Origin of the sequence: Flavobacterium orientale, from assembly GCF_014638005.1 — a bacterium.
Taxonomy (GTDB): Bacteria; Bacteroidota; Bacteroidia; order Flavobacteriales; family Flavobacteriaceae; genus Flavobacterium; species Flavobacterium orientale.
Window position 1 is genome coordinate 74,511 of the sequence record NZ_BMFG01000009.1, and the last position, 23,995, is coordinate 98,505.

At 32.6% G+C, this 23,995-nt stretch carries 23 protein-coding genes; 12 read left to right on the forward strand and 11 right to left on the reverse strand.

Annotated elements, in window-relative coordinates:
• The first annotated feature begins 46 nt into the window (after positions 1-46).
• Genes IEV15_RS11685 through IEV15_RS11705 form a run of 5 tightly spaced genes read left to right on the forward strand, consistent with a single transcriptional unit; the run spans position 47 to position 1,900 of the window.
• Positions 47-325, forward strand: coding sequence for a hypothetical protein (locus IEV15_RS11685; RefSeq protein WP_188362710.1), 279 nt, complete (start codon positions 47-49; stop codon positions 323-325).
• A gap of 4 nt (positions 326-329) precedes the next feature.
• A complete protein-coding gene (locus IEV15_RS11690; RefSeq protein ID WP_188362711.1) occupies positions 330-770 on the forward strand; it encodes a hypothetical protein in 441 nt (146 codons plus the stop codon).
• Between the two features lie 4 nt (positions 771-774).
• Positions 775-1,149 (forward strand): hypothetical protein, encoded by a 375-nt coding sequence (locus IEV15_RS11695; protein ID WP_188362712.1) that lies wholly within the window; start codon positions 775-777, stop codon positions 1,147-1,149.
• A 6-nt stretch (positions 1,150-1,155) separates the two neighbouring features.
• Entirely contained in the window at positions 1,156-1,503 is a 348-nt protein-coding gene (locus IEV15_RS11700; RefSeq protein WP_188362713.1) for a hypothetical protein, read from the forward strand.
• 10 nt (positions 1,504-1,513) lie between these two features.
• The gene (locus IEV15_RS11705) at positions 1,514-1,900 is read left to right on the forward strand and encodes a hypothetical protein (RefSeq protein ID WP_188362714.1); all 387 of its coding nucleotides are present in this window, start codon (positions 1,514-1,516) and stop codon (positions 1,898-1,900) included.
• Between the two features lie 30 nt (positions 1,901-1,930).
• On the opposite strand, the gene IEV15_RS11710 is transcribed toward IEV15_RS11705, so the two are convergent.
• A complete protein-coding gene (locus IEV15_RS11710; RefSeq protein ID WP_188362715.1) occupies positions 1,931-2,701 on the reverse strand; it encodes a hypothetical protein in 771 nt (256 codons plus the stop codon).
• A 144-nt stretch (positions 2,702-2,845) separates the two neighbouring features.
• Here IEV15_RS11710 and gcvP point away from each other — a divergent pair, with 144 nt between their 5' ends.
• The 7 genes from gcvP (at position 2,846) to IEV15_RS11745 (ending at position 10,453) form a co-directional block, all read left to right on the forward strand.
• Positions 2,846-5,689, forward strand: a complete 2,844-nt coding sequence (gene gcvP / locus IEV15_RS11715) for an aminomethyl-transferring glycine dehydrogenase (RefSeq protein ID WP_188362716.1) — start codon at positions 2,846-2,848, stop codon at positions 5,687-5,689.
• A 117-nt stretch (positions 5,690-5,806) separates the two neighbouring features.
• Complete coding sequence (locus tag IEV15_RS11720; protein ID WP_188362717.1) at positions 5,807-6,184, forward strand: group III truncated hemoglobin; 378 nt, start codon at positions 5,807-5,809, stop codon at positions 6,182-6,184.
• A gap of 128 nt (positions 6,185-6,312) precedes the next feature.
• Positions 6,313-7,371, forward strand: a complete 1,059-nt coding sequence (locus IEV15_RS11725) for a 3-oxoacyl-ACP synthase III family protein (protein WP_188362718.1) — start codon at positions 6,313-6,315, stop codon at positions 7,369-7,371.
• A gap of 65 nt (positions 7,372-7,436) precedes the next feature.
• Positions 7,437-7,958 carry a methyltransferase domain-containing protein gene (locus IEV15_RS11730; RefSeq protein WP_188362719.1) on the forward strand — a complete coding sequence of 174 codons (522 nt, stop codon included), beginning with the start codon at positions 7,437-7,439 and terminating at the stop codon, positions 7,956-7,958.
• A gap of 47 nt (positions 7,959-8,005) precedes the next feature.
• Positions 8,006-8,854 (forward strand): glycosyltransferase family 2 protein, encoded by an 849-nt coding sequence (locus tag IEV15_RS11735; RefSeq protein WP_188362720.1) that lies wholly within the window; start codon positions 8,006-8,008, stop codon positions 8,852-8,854.
• Positions 8,855-8,939: 85 nt separating this feature from the next.
• Positions 8,940-9,683 (forward strand): MlaE family ABC transporter permease, encoded by a 744-nt coding sequence (locus tag IEV15_RS11740; RefSeq protein WP_188362721.1) that lies wholly within the window; start codon positions 8,940-8,942, stop codon positions 9,681-9,683.
• Positions 9,680-10,453, forward strand: a complete 774-nt coding sequence (locus IEV15_RS11745; RefSeq protein WP_188362722.1) for an ABC transporter ATP-binding protein — start codon at positions 9,680-9,682, stop codon at positions 10,451-10,453. The genes IEV15_RS11740 and IEV15_RS11745 overlap by 4 nt, the downstream gene beginning before the upstream one ends.
• 1 nt (position 10,454) lies before the next feature.
• On the opposite strand, the gene IEV15_RS11750 is transcribed toward IEV15_RS11745, so the two are convergent.
• The 10 genes from IEV15_RS11750 to IEV15_RS11795 form a co-directional block, all read right to left on the reverse strand.
• Complete coding sequence (locus IEV15_RS11750) at positions 10,455-14,213, reverse strand: T9SS type B sorting domain-containing protein (RefSeq protein ID WP_188362723.1); 3,759 nt, start codon at positions 14,211-14,213, stop codon at positions 10,455-10,457.
• Between the two features lie 45 nt (positions 14,214-14,258).
• Positions 14,259-16,628 carry a cation:proton antiporter gene (locus IEV15_RS11755; protein ID WP_188362724.1) on the reverse strand — a complete coding sequence of 790 codons (2,370 nt, stop codon included), beginning with the start codon at positions 16,626-16,628 and terminating at the stop codon, positions 14,259-14,261.
• A gap of 5 nt (positions 16,629-16,633) precedes the next feature.
• The gene (locus IEV15_RS11760) at positions 16,634-18,028 is read right to left on the reverse strand and encodes a DUF389 domain-containing protein (RefSeq protein ID WP_188362725.1); all 1,395 of its coding nucleotides are present in this window, start codon (positions 18,026-18,028) and stop codon (positions 16,634-16,636) included.
• Between the two features lie 17 nt (positions 18,029-18,045).
• Complete coding sequence (locus IEV15_RS11765; protein ID WP_188362726.1) at positions 18,046-19,101, reverse strand: mannose-1-phosphate guanylyltransferase; 1,056 nt, start codon at positions 19,099-19,101, stop codon at positions 18,046-18,048.
• A gap of 75 nt (positions 19,102-19,176) precedes the next feature.
• Positions 19,177-19,632: a hypothetical protein gene (locus tag IEV15_RS11770; protein ID WP_188362727.1), complete on the reverse strand. Its 456-nt coding sequence runs from the start codon at positions 19,630-19,632 to the stop codon at positions 19,177-19,179.
• 17 nt (positions 19,633-19,649) lie between these two features.
• Positions 19,650-20,252: a SprT-like domain-containing protein gene (locus IEV15_RS11775; protein ID WP_188362728.1), complete on the reverse strand. Its 603-nt coding sequence runs from the start codon at positions 20,250-20,252 to the stop codon at positions 19,650-19,652.
• A 16-nt stretch (positions 20,253-20,268) separates the two neighbouring features.
• The gene (locus IEV15_RS11780) at positions 20,269-20,946 is read right to left on the reverse strand and encodes an SDR family NAD(P)-dependent oxidoreductase (RefSeq protein WP_188362729.1); all 678 of its coding nucleotides are present in this window, start codon (positions 20,944-20,946) and stop codon (positions 20,269-20,271) included.
• A gap of 5 nt (positions 20,947-20,951) precedes the next feature.
• Positions 20,952-21,926 (reverse strand): M20/M25/M40 family metallo-hydrolase, encoded by a 975-nt coding sequence (locus IEV15_RS11785; RefSeq protein ID WP_188362730.1) that lies wholly within the window; start codon positions 21,924-21,926, stop codon positions 20,952-20,954.
• A 164-nt stretch (positions 21,927-22,090) separates the two neighbouring features.
• A complete protein-coding gene (locus IEV15_RS11790; RefSeq protein ID WP_188362731.1) occupies positions 22,091-22,777 on the reverse strand; it encodes a hypothetical protein in 687 nt (228 codons plus the stop codon).
• Positions 22,778-22,809: 32 nt separating this feature from the next.
• Entirely contained in the window at positions 22,810-23,946 is a 1,137-nt protein-coding gene (locus tag IEV15_RS11795; protein WP_188362732.1) for an acyl-CoA dehydrogenase family protein, read from the reverse strand.
• Between the last annotated feature and the right edge of the window lie 49 nt (positions 23,947-23,995).

Genomic DNA, 23,995 nt, shown 5'->3' on the forward strand with positions numbered 1-23,995 from the left:
AATAATAACTTTCATTTTTTTCTGAAAGTTTAAAATAATAGATAAGATGAAAATAGCCTTTAAAATAGTAAAAATCATAAACATTATTGCACTATTATTTCTTTTACTCGGTGGATATGGACTTGCGGTTACCGGAGCTTTGCAAGTATTTGCAGCCACAATATACTTACTTATATTTCCAAAAAACAAACTGATTTATATCTATTTTGGATTAGTTGGATTGTTCTTTTTGCTTTGGGATGGAAATGATTTCGATTACCTTTTAGCGATACCAATATTTCTAATTTTCTTTTTGAGTTTTATTATTCATTTTCAAAAAAAATAAAATCATGACTATAAACATCCCAAACTGGCTAATTATTCTAAGCGGAATCGGTCAAATTTTCACAGCTCTAATTTATCCTTACATCCGTCATCAAGTTTTTGATTGGTATAATGATGTAAAACAACTTAAACCTTTGAATCAGGAAATTGCCAAAACGTATGGAAGATACATTCAAGGCTTGAACTTTTCATTTGGATTGATTGCTATTCTATTTACAAATGAATTAAAAGAGCAATCTGCTTTGGCAGTTGCTTTAACAGGATTAATTGCTGCCTATTGGGTAGGAAAAGTAGCAACACAAATTGCTTATTATCCGATGTATGAAATTCCGAAACGAAAATTATTCAAATTCGGAAGCTACGGAATGAATTTCTTGTTTGTGCTTTTTGCTATTGTGAATACGGCTTTGTTTGTTCATAATTTAATTGGTCATTATAAATTGTAATTATATGAACTGGAGTTATTTATTTAAACATTGGTTTTTCACACTATTACTTGGTCCAGTAGTGTCACAAATAGTAATGTATGTTATTGACGTCAGTCCAGGGAAAATTGTAGGTCTTTTGGAAGTATATCCACTATCATTGCTTTTTGGACTTTTCTTTTCAACACCTACATACATTTTATATGGTTTAGTATATTACTTTCTAGCCAGAAACAACATTAATTTAAACCTTTCAAAAGTAATTTTAATCTCATTAGCAGTTGTAGGTGTAATTACAACAACTTCAATAATTAAAGGAAGTATGATGTTGGATATAACCATATCATATTCAATAGCCTCAGTTATTACAGGATTATTTTTTAAATTAAAATTTAATTAAATAACCATGAACCTCAACATCCTCTCCTACTCCATTTACCTAACCATAACCGCAATCATCATTTTTGTGGTAGGTCAAATTTTATATAGAAATGGAAATGTATTTGTTTCACAATTGGTTCCCAATCACGAAGACTTATGCAAAAAAGTGAATAAAAATTTATTGTTAGGTTATTATTTACTGAATCTCGGTTATTGTGCGATTACGATTTTGAGTTGGGAGAAAATCGAAACAGTAAATCAATTGATTGGAATTATCGCTTATAAAACATCAATCATCCTTTTTATCATTGGAATTCTCCATTACCTCAACATTTTTGTGATTACAAACTACATTAAAAAATTAATCAATTAATATTTAAATTATGGAAACTACAAAAACACTTCTCGCCTACGGAATCTATCTTCCTGTGACGATTGCCTTAACTATTTATGTCTCAAAAACGTTGTTTAAAAACAGTTTAATTTATATGACCGACATATTTAAAGGTCGCGAAGAAATCGCCAAAGCCACAAACAAACTATTTGAAACTGGTTTTTATTTACTCAACATCGGATTTGCTTTGAAAATTATGGAAATGAGTTTATACAACAACTCCTATCAAGTTATGATTGAAGAATTGAGCAGCAAAATTGGTGGTTTTTCAATTTATTTGGGAATTATGCTTTTCATCAATTTGTATTTATTTTTTAGAGGAAAAAGAAAAGCAAGTCAGCCACAAGTTGAAGAACGAATTGTTTTTAGAGGATAGACTAGTAAACCTGACAGGTTTTGAAACCTGTCAGGTATAAATCAATACAAAACACCACAAAATTGGAACACTTTCCACCCAAAAAGAGGTGTAATAATTATCTCTTTTCAAAGTAGTAAATCCGATGAAAACTGCAGTTACTAAGGCAATTATAAAACTTGATATTTCAATTTTTTCTTTAAATAACTCCAATAAAACAAACGGAAATAAAAGAACAATTCCGAACACTTTAGTTTTAAAAATTCCAAAACGTTGAGGTAGCGTTTTCATTAAATTATCATCCGTTTGACTGTCTAAAATTTCAAACGGAATCATCAAACTGATGACAATCAAAAAACGTTGCATGATAACAATTTTAATGTCATCAGAAATTGAAACATGAGAAATTATAGGAACATAAGCTGTAATTGCAGTAACACAAAAACTTACTAAAAACAATTTCCAAAAACCAAATTTTCGTAAAAATGGATAAATTGCTACTATTAATCCTATTTTTATGAAGTAAATCTGAGTAGCATTATTCAATTGTAAAAAATAGAAAATAGAAGCAATTAAAGAAAGAAAAGTCAACCCAACTAAATAGCGATTTTTATTTATATCAAAATTCCCTTGTTGAAACGATTCAAAGTATTTAAGAAAATTATAGCCTACGATAGTCCCGAAAAAAACAACATTTGCAATAGGAAATTCTGGTGTCAATTGCAATGATAATTCAGTGATACGAACCAATGAATAGATTGCTAAAGCTACATGAAGTGAAGCCTGAATGTAAAAATCAACAATTGCTTTTAAAATTCTCACGCAACAAAAATACCACTTCTGTTAATAAAACCCCTTTTTGGTTAAAAAATTCTAAAAATATTAGTCCTTGTTTAACGAAAAATTACAATACTAATAATTACTTTTGTGCCTTAAAACAACACACCTTTTACCTTAAGAAAATACATGAAAACAGATGCATTTGCTTTACGCCATTTAGGTCCACGTGAGAGCGACTTAAATCATATGTTCAAAACCGTTGGCGTTGAAAATTTTGAACAACTTATCTACGAAACTATTCCGGACGACATTCGCTTAAAAAAAGACTTGGATTTAGAACCGGCTATGACTGAATATGAATATCTAAATCACATTCAGGAATTAGGTAAAAAAAATAAAGTATTCAAAACCTACATTGGTTTAGGCTATCATCCTACCATTATTCCTGCGGTTATTCAACGAAATATTTTTGAAAACCCGGGATGGTATACAGCCTATACGCCTTATCAAGCAGAAATTGCTCAAGGTCGTTTAGAAGCTATTCTGAATTTTCAAACCACAGTTATCGAATTGTCAGGAATGGAAATTGCAAATGCTTCATTGTTAGATGAAGGAACTGCAGCTGCAGAAGCGATGGCTCTTTTGTTTGACGTTCGTTCACGTGATCAAAAGAAAAACAACGTGAACAAATTCTTCGTTTCTGAAGAAATTTTACCACAAACCTTATCGGTACTTCAAACTCGTTCTACGCCAATTGGCGTTGAATTAGTAATTGGAAATCATGAAAATTTTGATTTTTCATCAGATTTTTTTGGAGCTATTCTACAATATCCGGGAAAATTTGGTCAAGTTCATGATTATGCAGGATTTATTGCAAAAGCAAAAGCATCAGAAATAAAAGTAGCCGTTGCTGCCGATATTTTATCGTTAGTAAAATTAACTTCCCCGGGAGAAATGGGTGCCGATGTAGTAGTTGGAACCACACAACGTTTCGGAATCCCGATGGGTTACGGCGGTCCTCACGCTGCATTTTTTGCCACTAAAGAAGAATACAAACGTTCCATGCCGGGAAGAATTATCGGGGTGACTATTGACACCAACGGAAATCGTGCTTTACGTATGGCGTTGCAAACTCGTGAACAACATATCAAACGTGAAAAAGCGACTTCAAACATTTGTACGGCTCAAGTTTTATTAGCTGTTATGGCAGGAATGTATGCTGTTTATCACGGACCAAAAGGACTACAATATATCGCCGATAAAGTACACGCTTCTGCTGTCACTTTAGCGGAAGCTTTGAATAAATTAGGTGTTTATCAAACTAACACTGCTTTCTTTGATACGATTTCTGTTAAAGCAGATGCTACTAAAGTGAAAGCGGTTGCTGAAAAACACGAAGTGAATTTCTTTTATGTAGACGCCGAAACGATTTCTATCTCTTTAAACGAAACTACTTCGATTAAAGACATCAATCAAATTATTTCGATTTTTGCGGAAGCAGTTGGAAAGGATAATGTTGCTATTAATCAATTAGCCAATGAGTCGATGGTTCCGGAAAACTTACAAAGAAAATCAACTTTCTTACAACACGAAGTTTTCAACAACCATCATTCGGAATCACAGTTGATGCGTTATATCAAAAAATTAGAACGCAAAGATTTATCGTTAAATCACTCAATGATTTCGTTAGGTTCATGTACGATGAAATTAAATGCTGCTGCTGAAATGTTGCCATTATCCATGGCAAATTGGAACAGCATTCACCCTTTTGCTCCAATTGAACAAGCAGAAGGTTATCAAATCATGTTGAAAAAATTAGAGCATCAGTTGAATGTGGTTACCGGATTTCAAGGAACTACGTTACAACCAAATTCAGGTGCACAAGGCGAATATGCCGGTTTAATGACCATTCGTGCTTACCACATTTCAAGAGGCGACGACCACAGAAATGTGTGTTTAATTCCAGCTTCGGCTCACGGAACCAATCCGGCTTCGGCAGCAATGGCAGGCATGGAAATTATCGTAACCAAAACCATGGAAAACGGTAATATCGATGTGGAAGATTTAAGAGCAAAAGCCATTCAACATGCTGCTAATTTATCTTGTTTGATGGTAACTTATCCATCAACCCATGGTGTTTTTGAAAGTGCCATTTGCGAAATCACAAAAATTATTCATGACAATGGTGGTTTAGTTTATATGGATGGTGCTAACATGAATGCACAAGTAGGGTTAACCAATCCTGCAACTATTGGTGCAGATGTTTGCCACTTGAATTTACATAAAACGTTTGCCATCCCTCACGGTGGTGGCGGACCGGGTGTTGGCCCAATTTGTGTCAACGAAAAATTAGTTCCGTTTTTACCAACTAATCCAATTATTCCAACAGGGGGAAATCAGGCGATTACTGCTATTTCAGCGGCTCCTTATGGTTCGGCTTTGGTGTGTTTAATTTCTTATGGCTACATCACCATGTTGGGTGCTGAAGGTTTGAAAAATGCAACACAATATGCCATTTTGAACGCCAACTATATGAAAGCTCATTTAGAACAACATTATCCAATTTTATATTCAGGAGAAATGGGAAGAGCAGCTCATGAAATGATTTTAGATTGTAGAGGATTTGAAGAAAAAGGCATTAAAGTTACCGATATTGCAAAACGTTTAATGGATTATGGATTTCATGCACCAACGGTTTCTTTCCCTGTTGCAGGAACGTTGATGGTTGAACCAACCGAATCGGAAGATTTAGCGGAATTAGATCGTTTTTGTAAAGCAATGATAGCCATTCGTAAAGAAATTGAATTGGCTTCAAAAGAAGATGCAAACAATGTGTTGAAAAATGCTCCACATACATTGGCGATGGTTACAAGTGACAATTGGATTTTCCCTTATACTAGAGAACAAGCTGCTTTTCCATTGGATTATATTGCAGAAAATAAATTCTGGCCCACTGTTCGTCGTGTAGATGAAGCATACGGCGATAGAAATTTAGTATGTAGTTGTGCTCCAATTGAAGCATACATGTAAACGTTTAAAATAGTTTAAATGTAAAAGTTGAGAAAAAGTTTAAAGTTGTTTCATTACTTCTTTAAACTTTTTTACTTTTACCAAAGACCAATTACCTATTACCTATTACCAAAAAAAATGCCCGACATCCAAACCCAAGAAGATTTATATTTGTTAGTAGATGAATTTTACAAAAAACTACTCGCTGATGATTCTATTAGTTACATTTTTACAGATGTTGTAAAAATAAAACTAGAGGAACATTTACCAATATTAGTCACATTTTGGTCACAAGGGGTTTTAGGAACCGGTGGTTATTCCAAAAACCTGACTCAAATACATTTGGATGTGAATGAAAAAGAATATTTGTCGCCAGAATTATTTAAAATTTGGTTGAATCATTTTAACAATGCTGTTGATGAAAACTTTAAAGGACAAAAAGCAGAACAAATTAAAACCCAAGCTTTAAGTATTGCAACCGTTATGCAGATAAAAATTGCTCAAAAAAAAGGCTAAAAAATACGAGTTTATTACTATTTAAACCTTAAATTTAAATATTTCACAATTCTATTTTATTTATTGCTTATAATTAAATTTACATAGATAATAATTGATAATTTCGTTAAGAATTTGATTTAAAATTTATGAATATCAAAATAACAGGATCTGGAAGTTATATTCCTTCCGAAGTTGTAACCAACTCAGACTTTGCAAAACATGTTTTTCTTAATGATGACGGAACTCCTTTTCCGCAACCGAATGATATTATTGCCGAAAAATTCAGAGACATCACCGGAATTGAAGAAAGACGTTATGTTACTGACGATTTAAACACGTCTGACATTGCTACTATTGCAGCACAAAAAGCGATTGAAGATGCTAAGATTGACCCTGAAACATTGGATTATATCATTTTTGCTCATAATTTTGGTGATGTAAAAAAAGGAGCTCTCCAAGCCGATTTGTTGCCAAGTTTAGCTACTCGAGTTAAATTCAATTTACGCATCAAAAATCCAAAATGTGTAGCCTACGATATGTTGTTTGGTTGCCCGGGTTGGGTTGAAGGTGTTATACAAGCACAAGCTTTCATTAAAGCCGGAATGGCAAAAAAATGTTTGGTTATTGGAGCCGAAACCTTATCTCGCGTTGTAGATATGCACGACAGAGATTCTATGATTTATTCTGATGGTGCCGGTGCAACAATCATAGAAGCTACTGATGAAGCAGGCGGAATTCTAGCCCATGAAACGGCCACTTATGCTTATGATGAAGCCTATTATTTATTTTTTGGAAAATCGTTCAACGACCAGCACCATCCGGATGTTCGTTATATTAAAATGCACGGTCGAAAAATTTACGAATTTGCCTTGAGTCAAGTGCCTTTAGCAATGAAAGAATGCTTAGAAAACAGTGGAATTCCTATTTCACAAGTCAAAAAAATATTAATTCATCAAGCCAATGAAAAAATGGATGAAGCCATAATTCAAAGGTTTTACCGCCATTTTAAACTTACACCTCCTGAGGGAATTATGCCTATGAGCATTCATAAACTAGGAAATTCAAGTGTGGCGACGGTTCCTACTTTATATGATTCAATAATGAAAGGTCAAATTGAAAATCAAAAACTCAACAAAGGCGATGTAATTATTTTTGCCTCAGTTGGAGCCGGAATGAATATTAATGCGATTGTATATCAAGTTTAAAAAAGTGGAAGATGGAAGTTAGAAGTTGAAAGAAAGAAGTAAATTTGTGAATCAATTACTTTTTCATGTACGAAAAAACATTTCCTAACAAACGATTCAAAATTACACTTGAATTTCTTGAAAAACACCTTTCAAAATCAGAAACCATTCTTGATTTAGGAGTAGAAAATCCATTTTCTAAAATTATGATTAAAAATGGTTATTCGGTCAAAAATACTGGTGGAGAAGATTTAGACAATGACCAATCAACACTCCAAAAAGAACACTATACTGTTGTAACCGCTTTCGAAATTTTCGAACATTTGCTCAATCCTTATACCGTTTTACAAAACGTAAAAAGCGACAAATTATTCATTTCTATCCCGCTACGACTTTGGTTTTCTTCTGCATATCGAAGCAAAACAGACAAATGGGACAGACATTACCATGAATTTGAAGATTGGCAACTGGATTGGCTTTTAGAAAAAACCGGATTTAAAATTGTGGATAGTGTAAAATTTACACATCCTACTAACAAAATTGGTTTCCGTCCTATATTAAGGTATTTTACAGATAGGTATTATTTGGTTTATGCAGTTCGACAATAACAATATCAATTTAAAAATTCAATTTCAAAAATTGTAGTTTTCAGAAAATGAAGTATTATATAATCATCCCAACCTACAACGAAGAAAAATTTATTTCCCTCACTTTACAGTCGCTAGTGGAACAAAGTTTTTTGCCTTCCAAAGTGGTGGTGGTTAATGATGGTTCGACAGATAAAACGGAAGAAATTACACAATCATTTACAGAAAAATATTCGTTTATTTCTTTAGTCAATGCAACTTCTGAGGCTATTCATCTTCCCGGAAGTAAAGTCATTCAAGCATTTCAAAAAGGATTAGAAACAGTTGATGACAATTACGATTTTATTGTTAAAGCTGATGCTGATTTAATTTTTCCTCCGAATTATTTTGAAACAATCAGCAAACATTTTCAATCGGATGAACAAATTGGGATGGTAGGCGGTTTTGCTTACATCCAAAAAAATAACGAATGGATTTTGGAAAATCTCACTGATAAAGACCATATTAGAGGAGCTTTTAAAGCCTACCGAAAAGCCTGTTTTGAACAAATTGGCGGTTTAAAACCGGCCATGGGTTGGGATACTGTTGATGAATTGTTATGTAAATTTTATAATTGGAAAGTGGTAACGGATGAAACATTAAAAGTAAAACACCTCAAACCAACCGGAGCCAATTACAACCAAGCCTCAAGATTTAAGCAAGGCGAAGCTTTTTATTCGTTAGGTTATGGATTTTGGATTACTACTATTGCTTCGTTGAAATTAGCTCTACTTAAGAAAAAACCGTTCTTGTTTTTTGATTATCTTCAAGGCTTTTGGAAAGCTAAAATTGCTAAAAAACCACTTTTAGTAACACCAAAACAAGCCAAATTTATTCGGAAATATCGTTGGAAGAAAATGAAATCTAAAGTTTTCTAATCACACCATTTCTATTTAGTTAACTAGTTTCATAAAACAAAAAAAACTAAAACTCAAAACCGAATCTTTTTCCTATTTTTGCTTTATGCTAAAAATGCTTACTCACATAGGAAAATATTTCCTGATGCTAAAAGAAGTCTTCAACAAACCACTCAAATGGAGTGCGATGAAGAACTTAATATTTAAAGAAGTTGACGATTTAATCATTGGTTCTTTGGGTATTGTAGCTTTTATTTCCTTTTTTGTGGGTGGTGTTGTTTCCATTCAAACTGCATTAAACTTAACCAATCCACTTATCCCCAGAAACCTTATTGGTTTTGCAACGAGACAATCGGTTATTTTAGAATTTGCTCCAACATTTATATCCATTATTATGGCCGGAAAAGTTGGTTCATTTATCACATCTAGCATTGGAACCATGCGAGTTACAGAACAAATTGACGCATTGGAAGTAATGGGTGTGAACTCATTAAATTATCTAGTTTTCCCAAAAATAATTGCCCTTTTATTATATCCTTTTGTTATCGGAATTAGCATGTTTTTAGGAATTTTAGGAGGTTGGATGGCTGGCGTTTATGGCGGATTTACCAGTAGTGACGAGTTTATTCAAGGATTACAAATGGATTTTATACCCTTTCATATTGCTTATGCCTTTATAAAAACTATGATTTTTGCTTTACTCTTAGCCACAATCCCTTCTTATCACGGCTATTTCATGAAAGGTGGTGCTCTTGAGGTTGGTAAAGCAAGTACCGTTTCTTTTGTTTGGACATCCGTTTCAATCATTTTAGCCAATTATATTTTAACCCAATTATTGTTAAGCAAATGATAGAAATTAAAAACATAGAGAAATCATTTGGCGATACAAAAGTTTTAAAAGGTATTTCTACCGTTTTTGAAACCGGAAAAACCAATTTAATAATTGGACAGAGTGGTTCGGGAAAAACGGTATTGCTAAAAACTTTATTGGGAATACATTATCCGGATACCGGAACAATTTCTTTTGATGGCAGAATTTATTCTGATTTAACGGCTGATGAAAAAAGAGAATTACGCACAGAAATTGGAATGGTTTTTCAAGGAAGTGCGTTATTTGACAGCATGACTGTGGAAGAAAATGTAGGTTTCCCACTGAAAATGTTTACCAAACAAACTCCAAAAGAAATTCAGGAACGTGTTGATTTTGTTTTGAAAAGAGTGAATTTAGTAGATGCTCATAAAAAGAAACCTTCTGAAATTTCAGGGGGAATGCAAAAAAGAGTGGCCATTGCAAGAGCGATTGTAAACAAACCAAAATATTTGTTTTGTGATGAACCCAATTCGGGATTAGATCCAAAAACAGCTATTGTTATTGATAATTTGATTAAAGAAATTACAGAAGAATATGATATCACCACTGTAATTAATTCTCACGACATGAATTCTGTTATGGAAATTGGTGAAAAAATCATCTTTCTCAAAGAAGGAATTCTTGCTTGGGAAGGAACAAAAAAAGACATCTTTAAAACGGATAATGAAGCTATTGTTGACTTTGTCTATTCTTCTAATTTATTCAAAAAAATCAGAAAAGCACAAAACAAAGAACACGGTAATGACTAATTTAATTTTCTCGAATTAAATAAACCCAGCCGGTTTTGTGACTGCCGTCTACAAAATGAATTAAATAATAATAGGTTGCTGTTGGCAATAAATTCCCATTATAATCCTGACCGTGCCACTGATTCACATAGTTATTCATTTCATACATCAACATTCCATATCTATTAAAGATTTTTACTTTTAAGACATCAAAATCGGAAAGATCAAAGGTATCATTCGCACCATCACCATTTGGAGAAACACCTTTTGGGATTTTGCAATTGGTAGAATCAATTTCAAAACTTGAATTAGAGCTACATCCTAGATTATCAGTAACTGTTATTTCATAATTTCCAGGACTCAATCCGGTAATATCTAAAATAGCTTCTTGTGAGGTAAATCCATCAGGACCTGTCCAACTTATTGTATAATCCGTTAAATCAGCTGCGTTGAGTAGTGTAATTGTTTTGCGATTATTAATACAAACTATTTCAACATTAATGGGAATATCAATAATTCGTTCTTCTACTGTAAACGTTTCCGAAACTACACAATCACCTAAGTTTGCTTCTACTGAGTAGATTCCCGGTTCAAAAATTTCTAAAGTTCCGGTTGATTCTGAAGAAATAAAGACACCATTTAAATACCAATTATAATCGGATTCTTCAATCGTAAAATTTATTGGATTAATGGTTAATAGTGAACTCTGATTGTTACATAATAAATTGTCTCCAGAAATATCGAAAACAGGCGTAGGATTTATTTCTATAACTATTGAAGCTATTTCAGAATCACAGCCATTTACAGAAACATATAAAAAATAATTCCCTTCATCTAATAAAGTTGAATTAGTAATTATTGGATTTTGTAGGTTAGATTCATATCCATTTGGACCAAACCAATGATAAGTTGCGTTGTTGATGGTTGGAGTTGTTAATTGGATTTGATCTCCTTCACATATTGGTGTCGTTGATGTAATAACAGGTAAAGAAGGAATCGCATTAATTTGAATTGTAATTATAGATTGACTTGATTGATTACAAAAACCAAAAACCGTATATTGAAATTGATAAATTCCAGGTGTTAGTAGAGATGTGTCCACATTTGAACCGCTTAAAGCTCCTGAATCTGACAAATCTGTCCATACACCATTTGAATCATAATTGGAAGAAAACAATGAAAACAGATTGATGTTTTGATTGCTTTGACAAAAAGAAACATTTGCATTCTGTCCTGCATTTGGTGCCCCGGAATTTGGATCTAAAGTAATCGTCAATAATTGATTACTACATGAATTTTGATTTTGTGACGAAATACTGACCACATAGTCTCCGGAATGTATGGCTGAATCAAAAGGCGTAAAAAATAATTGATTGGAAGAACTCAAAATTTGTGTTGGAGTCGACGTTTTATACCACTGATATGTAAAGAAAGGATAATTTGGAACAGACATTAATCCATTCTGACCATCACATAATTCAGTTACTGAAATTACAAGAGGAGACAAAGGGGTTATTTCATATAAGCTATTTACAATATTTCCGCAATTGTCTTGAACTTGAAAATTATAAATTGCAGGCTCTAAATTTAAAAACAAATTTGAAGTGTTGTTATTAATTACAAATGGTACACCGTTTTTTTCAGTTATCCTGTATGTTAAAGGTGGCACACCTTCTGCAATGACAAAAGTGTCTAGGTTTCCATTTGAACATAAAAAACTCTTTACATCTATAATCCTTGGACCATCAATAAACTCAAATTCATGCAAAACAGCAATACATTCTTGTGTGGCCCCACTTAAATTAAAAGTTTGAAAGCGTTTCAAGATTCTAAAATTCCCAGTAGCTGCTATATTGAGATTTAACGAATTTACATTTAAAAAGATAGAATTTGATGAAGTTGGCACTGTATTTTGTGGATAAGCAACCCCAGTTATTGGATGTCCCCATTGACCGGTTGTTGTATTTTGTTTTTGCAACCAAAAAGCTTGAAGTAAATTTCCATTACTAACATGTTGAAATTGCAAATCAAAAGAGCCACAATTTTCAAATAGTGACATTTCATTTGTAGTTATTTGATAGCCTTCAATTGTAATTATTTCGGTGCTAAATAAATGAACATCATTACACAAATACTCAAATACAAAAGTATAATCTCCTGCCGGAACTGTACCAAAATTAAAAATATTTGCTGCATTTACATTTGATGACAAGTTTAAGGGGAGCGTCCCTTGAAATGTAGCCGGTGCATTAGCTAAAATGACTCCAATAACTTCATTTTCAGCTAACAAACGAATTCCTCCAAATCCAATTTCGCAACCGGGTCTTTGAGCAAATTCATATTCAAAAACGTTTTCAAGTTGCACATCACTCGATAAAAAATGTGTAACGCCACAACTGTCTAACACTTCAAAAACATATAACCCTAGAAATACATTTTCATCTAATTTAAAAATACCATCAACAATATAAGCAGATAAATTTTCCGGAACCGTGTTTGGATAAGAGGAAGGTGCTACAAGCAAAGTGACATCTACAATAGTTGTAGGAGGAATTGCTGCTATTTGAATGAAACTTTGATCTGTTATTTCACATTCAACATTAGTAATTATATTTGGCGGTAAAGATTCTGAAAAAACTTCAACAATAACAGTTTTTGTAGTACCACAAAAATCAGTAATTAAAACTTCATAAAGACCGTAAGGAATTGGATTAGAGCCACTACCATAATATACAAAATCATCGCTAAAAGGACCAGGGTGTGACAAATTTGCCTGAGTTGGATTAAACCCACTGGGAGCTTGAATAAATGAGACTGTATATGGAGATAAATAATTGTTGGGTGACAATCTTAAAACCATACCCAAACAACCAACTTCAGTGGTGTTTACAATTATTTCCATTGCTTTGTTTACAGTATTATTTCTTGTAAAGACATTACCGCAACTATCCGTAAATTTAATTATATAGGTATAGGTTTGGCCATTAAAAAATGGAATATTGTTAGTTATAGTTCCAGTAAATAGCCCATTAGGAATTACATCATTTATAACTATTGGAGTGCCACCTCCCGGAGGAAAAATTGTATATTCAACTTGCACTGGATATGAAATTATACTATTGGTTACCGCACCATAAAAATTACTTACTGTTATTGTGTTACAAGAAGGCAAAACAGTATTTGGAAAGCCTACCGGGTCTATGATGATTGCTAAATTATTGGCTTGTAATGTAAACGTTTGTACAATTGCATCACCACAAGCATCAAAAACTCTAATTTGATAAAGTCCGGCGGTTAAATTGGTGAAAACATTTGAAGCTTGAGGAGCAATAATTATAGGTCCTGCAAATATTTCGTATAAAACAGCATTCCCATTTATTACATTTACAGTAATTTTACCATCAAATCCACAATTTTCCTTTACTGATTGTAATGTGTAAGTTAGCGATTGAATCAAGTTTTGAATTGTAATATCAACTTGTTGAGAACCAGACTCTGAACCTAACGATTGTGTAGCAATAACTCTATAATTTCCTGCATTTAATCCCGTTAAAGATGGAGTTTGCAAAATAGCTATTGGTGTAGTTAAATTGGGCAGCAAAAATACGGCATAACTCATAGTTGCTCCCGGAGTAGTTTCGGAAACACTAAAACTTAACGTCCCATTTCCTAAGCATGTTTCATTTGTTGCGTTAACCTGAAATGTAAAATTACCAATCTGTGCAAAACTATTGTTTGACAAAAAAATAAAAAGAACAATAAAGAAATGTTGAAATTTCATTAAAAATAGATAATCTCAAAAATAACAAAATTATCAGATAATTCACTATTTCTTTTTAAACAATTTTCCAATTAATTTTCTAACATCGTCCAAACGCTCTAAATTTTCTGTAAAAGTATCCAATGCTCCGGGGTTTTTTAAATCAATACGAGTTGAACCTTCAATTCCTGTTTGAAGGGGATAAATAAGAATTACATTGTTCTTGTTAAAATATTTATTCATGTAACCCGGAATATTTTGCATTGTCGCGTTGTATGATAAATTTGGTTTGCGACTCATGATTACCACAAAAGCATCGTCTTTATTTAAATTTCTAGACAAAATCAAAAAGTCTTCCCAGTCAGTAAAAATATTGAAATCAGCATCAACAGGATGCTTTGAGTGGACATCTTTGATTAGATTTATAGTTGTCTCACTTGCATAAAATATAATTTTTGAGCCTGTATTTTTTCCTAAATTCCAAATTTTTAACAACCAAAACGGAAATCCGATTTCACGCTCTGCTCGTTCAGGAATAATAACCAAATGACGTTTTATTGTAGCTATGGGTTGTACTGATTTATATATGAAAGTTGTAGCGTTACATTTATTCAAAACACCATCTGTTAATGGACCATACAAGCTATCGGTAGAACCTAAGCTTTCTGTTTGACCAAGAATGATGTCTGATATTTTTTGTTCTCTAACCACACTTGTAATTCCGTTTAAAATATTCAAATCATATCGCATCAACATGTTTAATCTATTGTCTGTAGCAGAAGCAACCACTGCAGCCTTGTCTACAATTTTTTTTGCTTTTGATTCTTTGGATAATGAAGATGAGTTATTATTTATGACATTTAATGCAAACAAACCTGTTTTGTTTTTCTTAGATTTCATAGTAACTGCCAATTGAATCAATTCTTCAACGGTGTCAATATTTTTCATCGGAATAAGAATACGTTCATCACCATCTGTAGGTTTTCCTTCTTCTTGTTCGTCAGAATCATCATCCATTAATGCAATGTTGTAAGCCCCTTTTTGAGCTACAAATGATGCAATGGTACACGTAATCAAAATCATTAAAATGGTACCATTCAAAACATTTTCATTCAAGAGTCGGTTAGGCATTTTAATATCTACTAATTTCCCTTCGACAAAAACCATTTCTGTTTTATCTGTTAACTTATAAGTTCCGTCAGCCGGTAAATTTTGCATTAAAGCATCAGAACCAATTTTTGGGATTTCTCCTTTTTCTAAATTTTGAAATAATAATTGTGAATTGTCTTCTGTTGATAATTTATTACTTTTTAAATGAACTTCATTATACTCCGGAACACTATCATAACCAATTATAATATTAAAACCAACCAAAACAGCAGCAAGTGTAGCCGCTGCTTGAGCATTACTTAAACCGAAAATCAGTCGTCTTTCATCGCGAGTATACCCAAATATCTTTTGGGTTATCCAAGCCGGTAAATATTTACCGATAATTGCACATGCTGTCATGATTCCGGCAACCTGCAACGTGTTCCAATCTTTAATAAAAGCTTTATAATCAATCAACATTCCAACTCCAATAAGAAAGAAAGGAATAAACAAAGCATTCCCCACAAATTCAATTCGATTCATTAAAGGCGAAGTATGTGGAATTAATCTATTCAATGCTAATCCGGCTAAGAAAGCTCCAATAATTGCTTCAATTCCGGCTAATTCCGCTAGTGTGCATCCTAAAAAAACCATTGCTAACACAAAGATGTATTGCGAAATATTATCATCAAATCGCTTAAAAAACCATCGACCAATAATTGGAAAAATTAGCATCACAACTAAACCAAAAACGATTACGGAAACCCCTAAACGAATCCAAAACTCTTGATTAATTTCACCTACTTGCATTCCGGCAATAACGGCTAACACCAAAAGGGCAAGCGTATCGGTAATCATCGTTCCTCCTACAGTTACATTTACTGCTCGGTTTTTGGCAACACCCAATTTACTAACAATCGGATAGGCAATCAAAGTGTGAGAGGCAAACATACTGGCTAGTAAAACCGAGGTTGCAATTGAAAATCCTAAGACATAATAACCGGCTAATGTTCCAATTGTCATAGGAATAGAAAAGGTAAGCAACCCGAAAACCAAACTTTTACCACTATTTTTTTTAAATTCTGCTAAATCGATTTCCAATCCCGCTAGAAACATAATGTACTGTAAACCAACGGTTCCAAATAAAATGATACTCATGTCGCGAGCAATCAAATTGAAACCATTTGGTCCAATGATAGCTCCGGCAATAATTAATCCGATAAGGTGCGGAATTCTTAATTTGTTTAATAAAATTGGAGCAAATAAAATAATGAATAGTATTAATGAAAACAATAATACTGGGTTCTTTAGGGGTAAAGTAAAATCTATACCAATTAAAAAAATCATTTTCGCTAATTTAGTCTTTCAATTTCTAATTTATCTGTTTGTAGTTTTAATCGCAACCATTTTTGAATCTTAGCTTCGTCATTTGTCTTATTTCTTTCACTAGTTGACTTGCTCCATTTTAAATAAATGATTGGTAACGTATCCATTTTTTTAAAATTCGTCTTAATCAATTTAGAAAAAGCAATCTCTTCAACGTTTGTGTAATTTATTTTAATTTCATTCGCAATTTGATCGAATGGAACTTTACTTTTTTCACTTAAATATAATTGCTTTTGTAAAAGTAAAAGTTCTTTTTCTTGTCGAACAATTATTTCCTCTTTATTATTCAAATTTTGTTGTGAAGTATAATAGGTAGATTCCAATTTTTCCAACATCGTTTGTGTTTCTAAATTTTCAACACTTTGAGCTATTTCAAATTCAACTCCACCATACCCTTGTTTTTCTAATTTTTCCTTCCATTTATTTACTAATGAAATAGTTACAGATTTTCCAACTGTGGCAAAAGCAACTGTTTTATCGTTATAACTGATTTGTTGATTTAAGAGAATCACATCATTATTTTCTCTAAATTCACTTAAAATCAGATTCACTTTTCGTTCAAAATCTGATTTTTTATATAATCCGTAAAACATATAAATACTTGGTGCTAAAATCAAAAATGCGATAAAATAAAGGACTTGCGAAATTCGTTTTCGTTTAGAAGAATTCAAATATTCCTTCATCGGAAACTTCAACGATTTTACAATGATAAAAGTCGCTAATGCTATAAAAATTGTATTAATCGCAAATAAGAATAATGCTCCTCCAAAAAACATCCACTTACCTGTTGCTAAACCATAACCTGCTGTACAAAGCGGTGGCATCAAAGCAGTTGCAATGGCAACACCTGCTATAGTATTAATTTGTTTGTTTCTTCTACTTAATGCTACAATTAAAGCCAAACCTCCGGCAAAAGCAATGATAACATCACGAACGTCAGGATAAGTTCTGGCTATTAATTCCGGTGTTTCATCTTGGAAAATTGGTATACTAAAAAACAAAAAAGAAGTAAATAAAGCCAAAACAACCATTATTCCGAAGTTCTTAATGGCTTTTCGCATTAAATCAACATCGTTGATTCCTAAAGACAATCCAATTCCAACAATTGGCCCCATCAAAGGAGAAATTAACATCGCTCCAATTACTACGGCTGCTGAACTTGTGTTTAAACCTGCCGATGCAATTAAAATGGAGAAAATTAATACCCATGCACCTTGACCTTTGATGGAAATTCCTGCTTTTACTTCTTCAATCGTAGATTCGTGATTGGTATCCTCACGGATGTCTAAAGTTGACTTTAATAAAATTTTAAAATTTAACCACAACGTTTTTATAGGTGTATTTGGCGTATCATCTTTCATGAAATTTATGTTTTTAATTATGGAAGTGAACTAACGATTCTCTTGATATCTTGTTCTTTATTTTTAGGGTAGATTAACAAAACATCGCCTTGATCCACCACAATATAGTCATTTAAACCATCTATGATTACTAATTTTTTATTTTCGGTACGAATAATATTATTTGAAGTATTTTCTGAAATTAGAGTTGCATTTAAAACCGCATTATTTTTACCGTCTTTCTCTAATTTTTCATGTAATGAACCCCACGTTCCTAAATCATTCCAATCGAAAGTGGCGGGTAAAACATACACATTTTTAGCCTTTTCTAAAATGGCATAATCAATTGAAATATCTTCCGCTAAAGCATACTTTTGATTGATAAACTCTTTTTCATTTGATGTATTGTATGTTTCAAAACCTTCCAAAAACAATTGATTCATTTGAGGCTGAAAAGTGGAAAAAGCTTCTGTAATTGATTTAACAGACCAGATGAAAATTCCGCCATTCCAAAGGAAATTACCACTTTCTAAAAAAGATTTTGCTGTTTCGTAATTTGGTTTTTCACGGAATTGATTTACTTTTTTAATGGAATTTGAGTCTGCTTTATCAAATTCTATGTAACCAAAACCAGTATTTGGAAAAGTAGGTTGAATTCCTAATGTCATCAACGCATTTTCGTGTTGACAATAATCAAAACATTGTTGCAAATTTGCGATAAATGCTGTTTCATCTTCAACCCAGTGATCACTTGGAGCTACAACCATCACAGCATCGGGATTCATTTTTTGAATTTTTAGCGAAGCATATAAAATACAAGGAGCTGTGTTTCGCATCGCCGGTTCCAATAAAACTTGCTCTTGTTTTACCATTGGCAATTGAGTAAGAACCAAATCATTGTATTTTTCATTGGTTAAAATCAATATATTTTCGGTTGGAATTAATTTTGATAAACGACTGAATGTTTTTTGAATCAACGTCTCACCCGATCCTAACATATCGTGAAATTGTTTAGGAAAATCTGTTGTAGAAACCGGCCAAAAACGTGAGCCAACTCCACCGGCCATTAATATTGCATAGTAATTTTTGTTCATTTTATGAGTTGCTGAGTTGCTGAGACTCTGAGTTACTGAGTTTTTAGTTGTTACAAATATAGTAAAGTTGCGGAGTTACTGAGTAGCTAAGTTGCTGAGTTTTTTAATGATTGAAATAAAAAGATTGAAAACAAATAACAATTGCAAGCCTGCAAAAAATAATAATGAAACTATAATTCTAAAATTATAATCAATTGAATCAAAAAGCGGAAAATCTTCTACCGAATTAACCAAATGCAAATAGTAAAAAAATAATCCTATGAAAATCAATGAACCATAAACATGAACTAAGGAAAGAATAGAAACGAATTTAATTTTAAAAAAATCAAACACAAAATAAAATAATCCTGTTGTTGAAAAAATAAGACATAATAAAATAAAACTATGTTGACGAGAAATGATATAATAAGTGTCATGAACATTTATATCTAATATTTCATTTTTATCACCTATATAAGACAATACCAAAAACAAAATTGAAGCTAAAAGCAAAAAGAAATAAGATTTGTTTTTGAGTAATTTTAAAATCATAAATCGTTATTAATTAATTATCCCGGAATAATCTCCACTTCAGCATTCGCATTAAACAAATATAACTTTCCGGTTTGTACTTCGAGACATTCATAGCGTTTGACCCGAAGTCCTTTTTTTTGAAAAACTTTCCCGTTCTTAATTCTGAAATAACTTCCGGAAGGCACTTCGTGAATAAAATGAATATCGGGTTTTCGTTCATCAAATTGTTTCAACGCAAAAGCCAATCGTGCATCAGTATCGCTACTGGCGGTTGGATTTCTAAAATGATTGGCTATTAATGGCAAAACCGAATTCGGAAAAATCTCCGGTCGAATAAACGGAATCATCAACCGTTGAAAGGTAATTTTCCACTCATTTCCGTGTGGTTTGATGTTTCTGCCATATTTTTCAAAAGCAGCTAAATGAGCAATTTCATGAACCAACGTAATCAAAAAACGGTATTTATTCAAATTAGCATTCACCGTGATTTGATGTTTTCCTGATGGATGTCTTCTATAATCTCCATGACGTGTCACCCGTTCGTTTACAATTTTTAAATGAACTGAATTGGTTTTGATTAACTCAAAAACCGATTCTACCGCATGCTCGGGAAGATATTTTAAGAGGACTTCGCTCATTTAGTTGTTGAAATAATTACGGCGTGGATGAACTTACCTGCAACACTTTCCCATTATAATATTTATTTCCGTTTAACGAAAAATCATAAATATAATCGGCCATTTCTTTGGCAGAAAGTGGTGCTTGATATCCCGGAAAAGCTTCGTGCAACATTTCGGTTTGAACGGCTCCTAAAGCCAACGCATTAAACGAAATTCCTTCTTCTTTATATTCTTCTGCCAACAATTCCGACAAAGTGATAACTGCTCCTTTACTGGAAGAATAAGCGGCTAAACCGGCAAACTTTGAACTTCCTTGAACACCGCCCATCGAACTAATCGATACCACATGGCTTCCCTTTTTCAAAAACGGCAAACAAATTCGAGTTAAATTGGCAACACCAAAAACATTTACTTTGTAAACCATTTCAAAATCGGCTTGTGTTAATTGTAAAAATGGTTTTAGCACCAAACAACCGGCATTGTGAATGAGTACATCTACATTTTTCCAAGTCTGCGAAATGAATTCTGTTATTAAATTCAATCCGCTCTCTTCTGATAAATCAACTACTAAACAAGTTATATTTGGATGTTCGATTAGTTCTTTTACTGTTTTTCGTGAAATGGCCAACACTTGATGACCTTCATTGGCAAATTGTAATGCTAATTCAAATCCAATTCCGCGAGAAGTTCCGGTGATGATGATATTTTTCAATTTCTTTATTTTTTTAAAACAATTTCTTTTTCTGAAGCATTGACCATTTTAGTCACAATCGGCAACATTTCCTGAATATAATCGGTCATAAATTCAGTATTCATTTGGCTAAAATCATCTGAAACATGATGATAATATTCATAATTTTCAAAGTCAAAAGTACTAACCGTTTGAGCCGGAACATTAAACTCTAAGAAAAACGGAAAATTATCGGAAGCCATAAATAATCTGTAATGTAATTCCGCTTGTAAAAATCCAACTGTCTTTTTTCCGGCATATTCATTCAATTTTTCTGCCATATTTGATTTATTATAACCAGTGATGTAGGTTAAAAAATCACGTTTCATTGGCACTCCAATCATTTCAAAATTCAGCATACTATACAAATTAAAATTTTCACTTTTTAACTTTGCTGCCAAATGTCTTGAACCTAACAACCCTTTTTCTTCACCCGAAAAAAAGACAAATAGAATACTTCGTTTATTGTTTTTTTGGGATGAAAAATAGCGAGCAATTTCTGCCACTGCTAAACATCCTGTAGCATTATCATTAGCTCCGTTTGCAATGGAATCCTTTTCAACTTTTTTATCAATTATACCGATATGATCATAATGAGCACTAAAAATGATGAATTCGTCTTTTAATTTTGGATCTGTTCCTTCCAAAAACCCAACAATGTTGTAAGCTGATTTTTCAAAATTAGAAAGTTTGTCACGATACGATTCAAAATAGGGTGAAATCGACAAACTCTTAAAATAATTTTCTAAATGAACAGCCGCTAATTCTCCTCCTTTGGTTCCGGTATATCTTCCTTCCAACAAATCGGAGGTAAGGTATTCTAATCGTGTTGAAACAGAATCTTTACTCACACTATAAACCATTTTTTCTGAAACCGCCACAGAAGCAGATTGCGAAAAAATGGGTAAAACAAAAAGCATTGAAAATAATCCTGAAATTGAAATGTATTTAATAGAATTCATAGAATTGGTTTTGCGATAAAAATACAAAAAACCCTTTAAGAAAGCACTTAAAGGGTTTTAAATATATTGATTTGTGATTTATGTGAATTGTATAGTAAAAAGTTCATCTCTTTTCTTTCATTTTACAAAGAATTTTGATTCATTTACCTCTCATAAGATATGAACTAACTTTGCCTTTTGTTAGAAATTCTATTGCCTATAGTTTTTTTCGCTCGTACAATCATTTTAATATCTGAATATAAATAAATTGCACAAATTACAATTCCAAAAAAACCACGAATCATCCCTTCTATACCATCATTAAAAAAACTCCAAACACTAATTGCTATTACAAAAAATGAAAAAGGATAAGTTAATATTCTTATGAAGATGTTTTTAAGAGACCATTCTTTTTCAGCGTCTTCATCTTCAACCTCAATATCTAAAATTTCAAATATTTCTTTCAGTTGATTATTTTTTTCATACTTGTAAACCACTCTAGATAACCAAATTATAAGAAATATAATTGTTATGAGTATCGTTAGCGATCTCAAATTAAAGTTAAAATCAGATAGATTTTCTGGAATAATTATATAAAAAATTGCGAGAAATAAAATTGCGATGAATGTTTTAGCAATCGGATTTAATTCATCTTTTATTTTTGTCAGATGATTTTTATCATTAAATGTAAAAGTGAAAATTGGGTAGAAAGTTACATTCCACATATTTTGTTTCCAAACTTTTATTTCATTTATCTTGATTTCGCCTTTTGAACTCATATCACGCGAAAAAACATTCCATAAATGGTTAAGGAAAGTGTTTTGCTTCCGTACTTCAATTAGATTTTCAACATCTTTTTTAGTTACTTCCAATGTTTGTTCAAAATTACTAACAACTAATTTTTTTAAACCAATCCTCTCGAAATCACAATACGTTGAATCTCTGAAGTTCCTTCATAAATTTGAGTAATTTTAGAATCCCTCATCATTCTTTCTACGTGATATTCGGCTACATAACCGTTTCCACCGTGAATTTGAACGGCTTCATTGGCTACTTCCAAAGCAATTTCGGAAGCGTATAATTTTGCCATTGCACCAGAATGAGCGATGTCTTTTCCTTCATCTTTTTCGCAAGCTGCTTTCATTACTAATAATTTTGCTGCTGTTACTTTCACATACATATCAGCCAATTTAAAAGCTATGGCTTGGTGTTTAAAGATTTCTTTTCCAAATGCTTTTCTTTCGTGTGAATATTTCAAAGCCAATTCATAAGCTCCGGTTGCAATTCCTAATGCTTGCGATGCAATTCCGATTCTTCCTCCGTTTAATACATTCATTGCAAACGAAAATCCGAAACCATCGGCACCAATTCTATTTTCTTTTGGCACTTTCACGTCATTAAACATTAACGAATGTGTGTCGCTTCCGCGGATACCCATTTTCTTTTCTTTTGGACCAATTTCAAATCCGGCCCACCCCTTTTCAACTATAAAAGCATTGATACCTTTGTGACCTTTTTCAACATCGGTTTGAGCGATAACTAAATAAGTTGAAGCAGTTGCTCCATTGGTTATCCAATTTTTTGTTCCATTCAAAAGATAATAATCACCTTTATCAATAGCCGTTGTTTTTTGAGAAGTGGCGTCACTTCCGGCTTCAGGTTCTGATAAACAAAAAGCACCGATTACTTCACCTTTGGCCAACGGAACCAAATATTTCATCTTTTGTTCTTCGCTACAATATTTCTCCATTCCGGCACAAACTAAGGAGTTGTTTACCGACATAATTACCGCCGCCGAAGCATCAACTTTTGCAATTTCTGTCATCGCCAAAACATAGGAAACGCTGTCTAAACCTGCTCCGCCGTATTTTGGATCAACCATCATTCCCATGAAGCCTAATTCAGCCATCATTTTCACTTGCTCGGTTGGAAATTTTGAATGTTCATCTCTTTCAATAACTCCAGGTAATAATTCTTGTTGAGCAAAATCACGAGCCGCTTGCTGAATCATTAAATGCTCTTCGGTTAGATTAAAATCCATAATTAAAAAAATAGTGTTTGATTGTTTCTTAAATTTGAACGCAAAAATA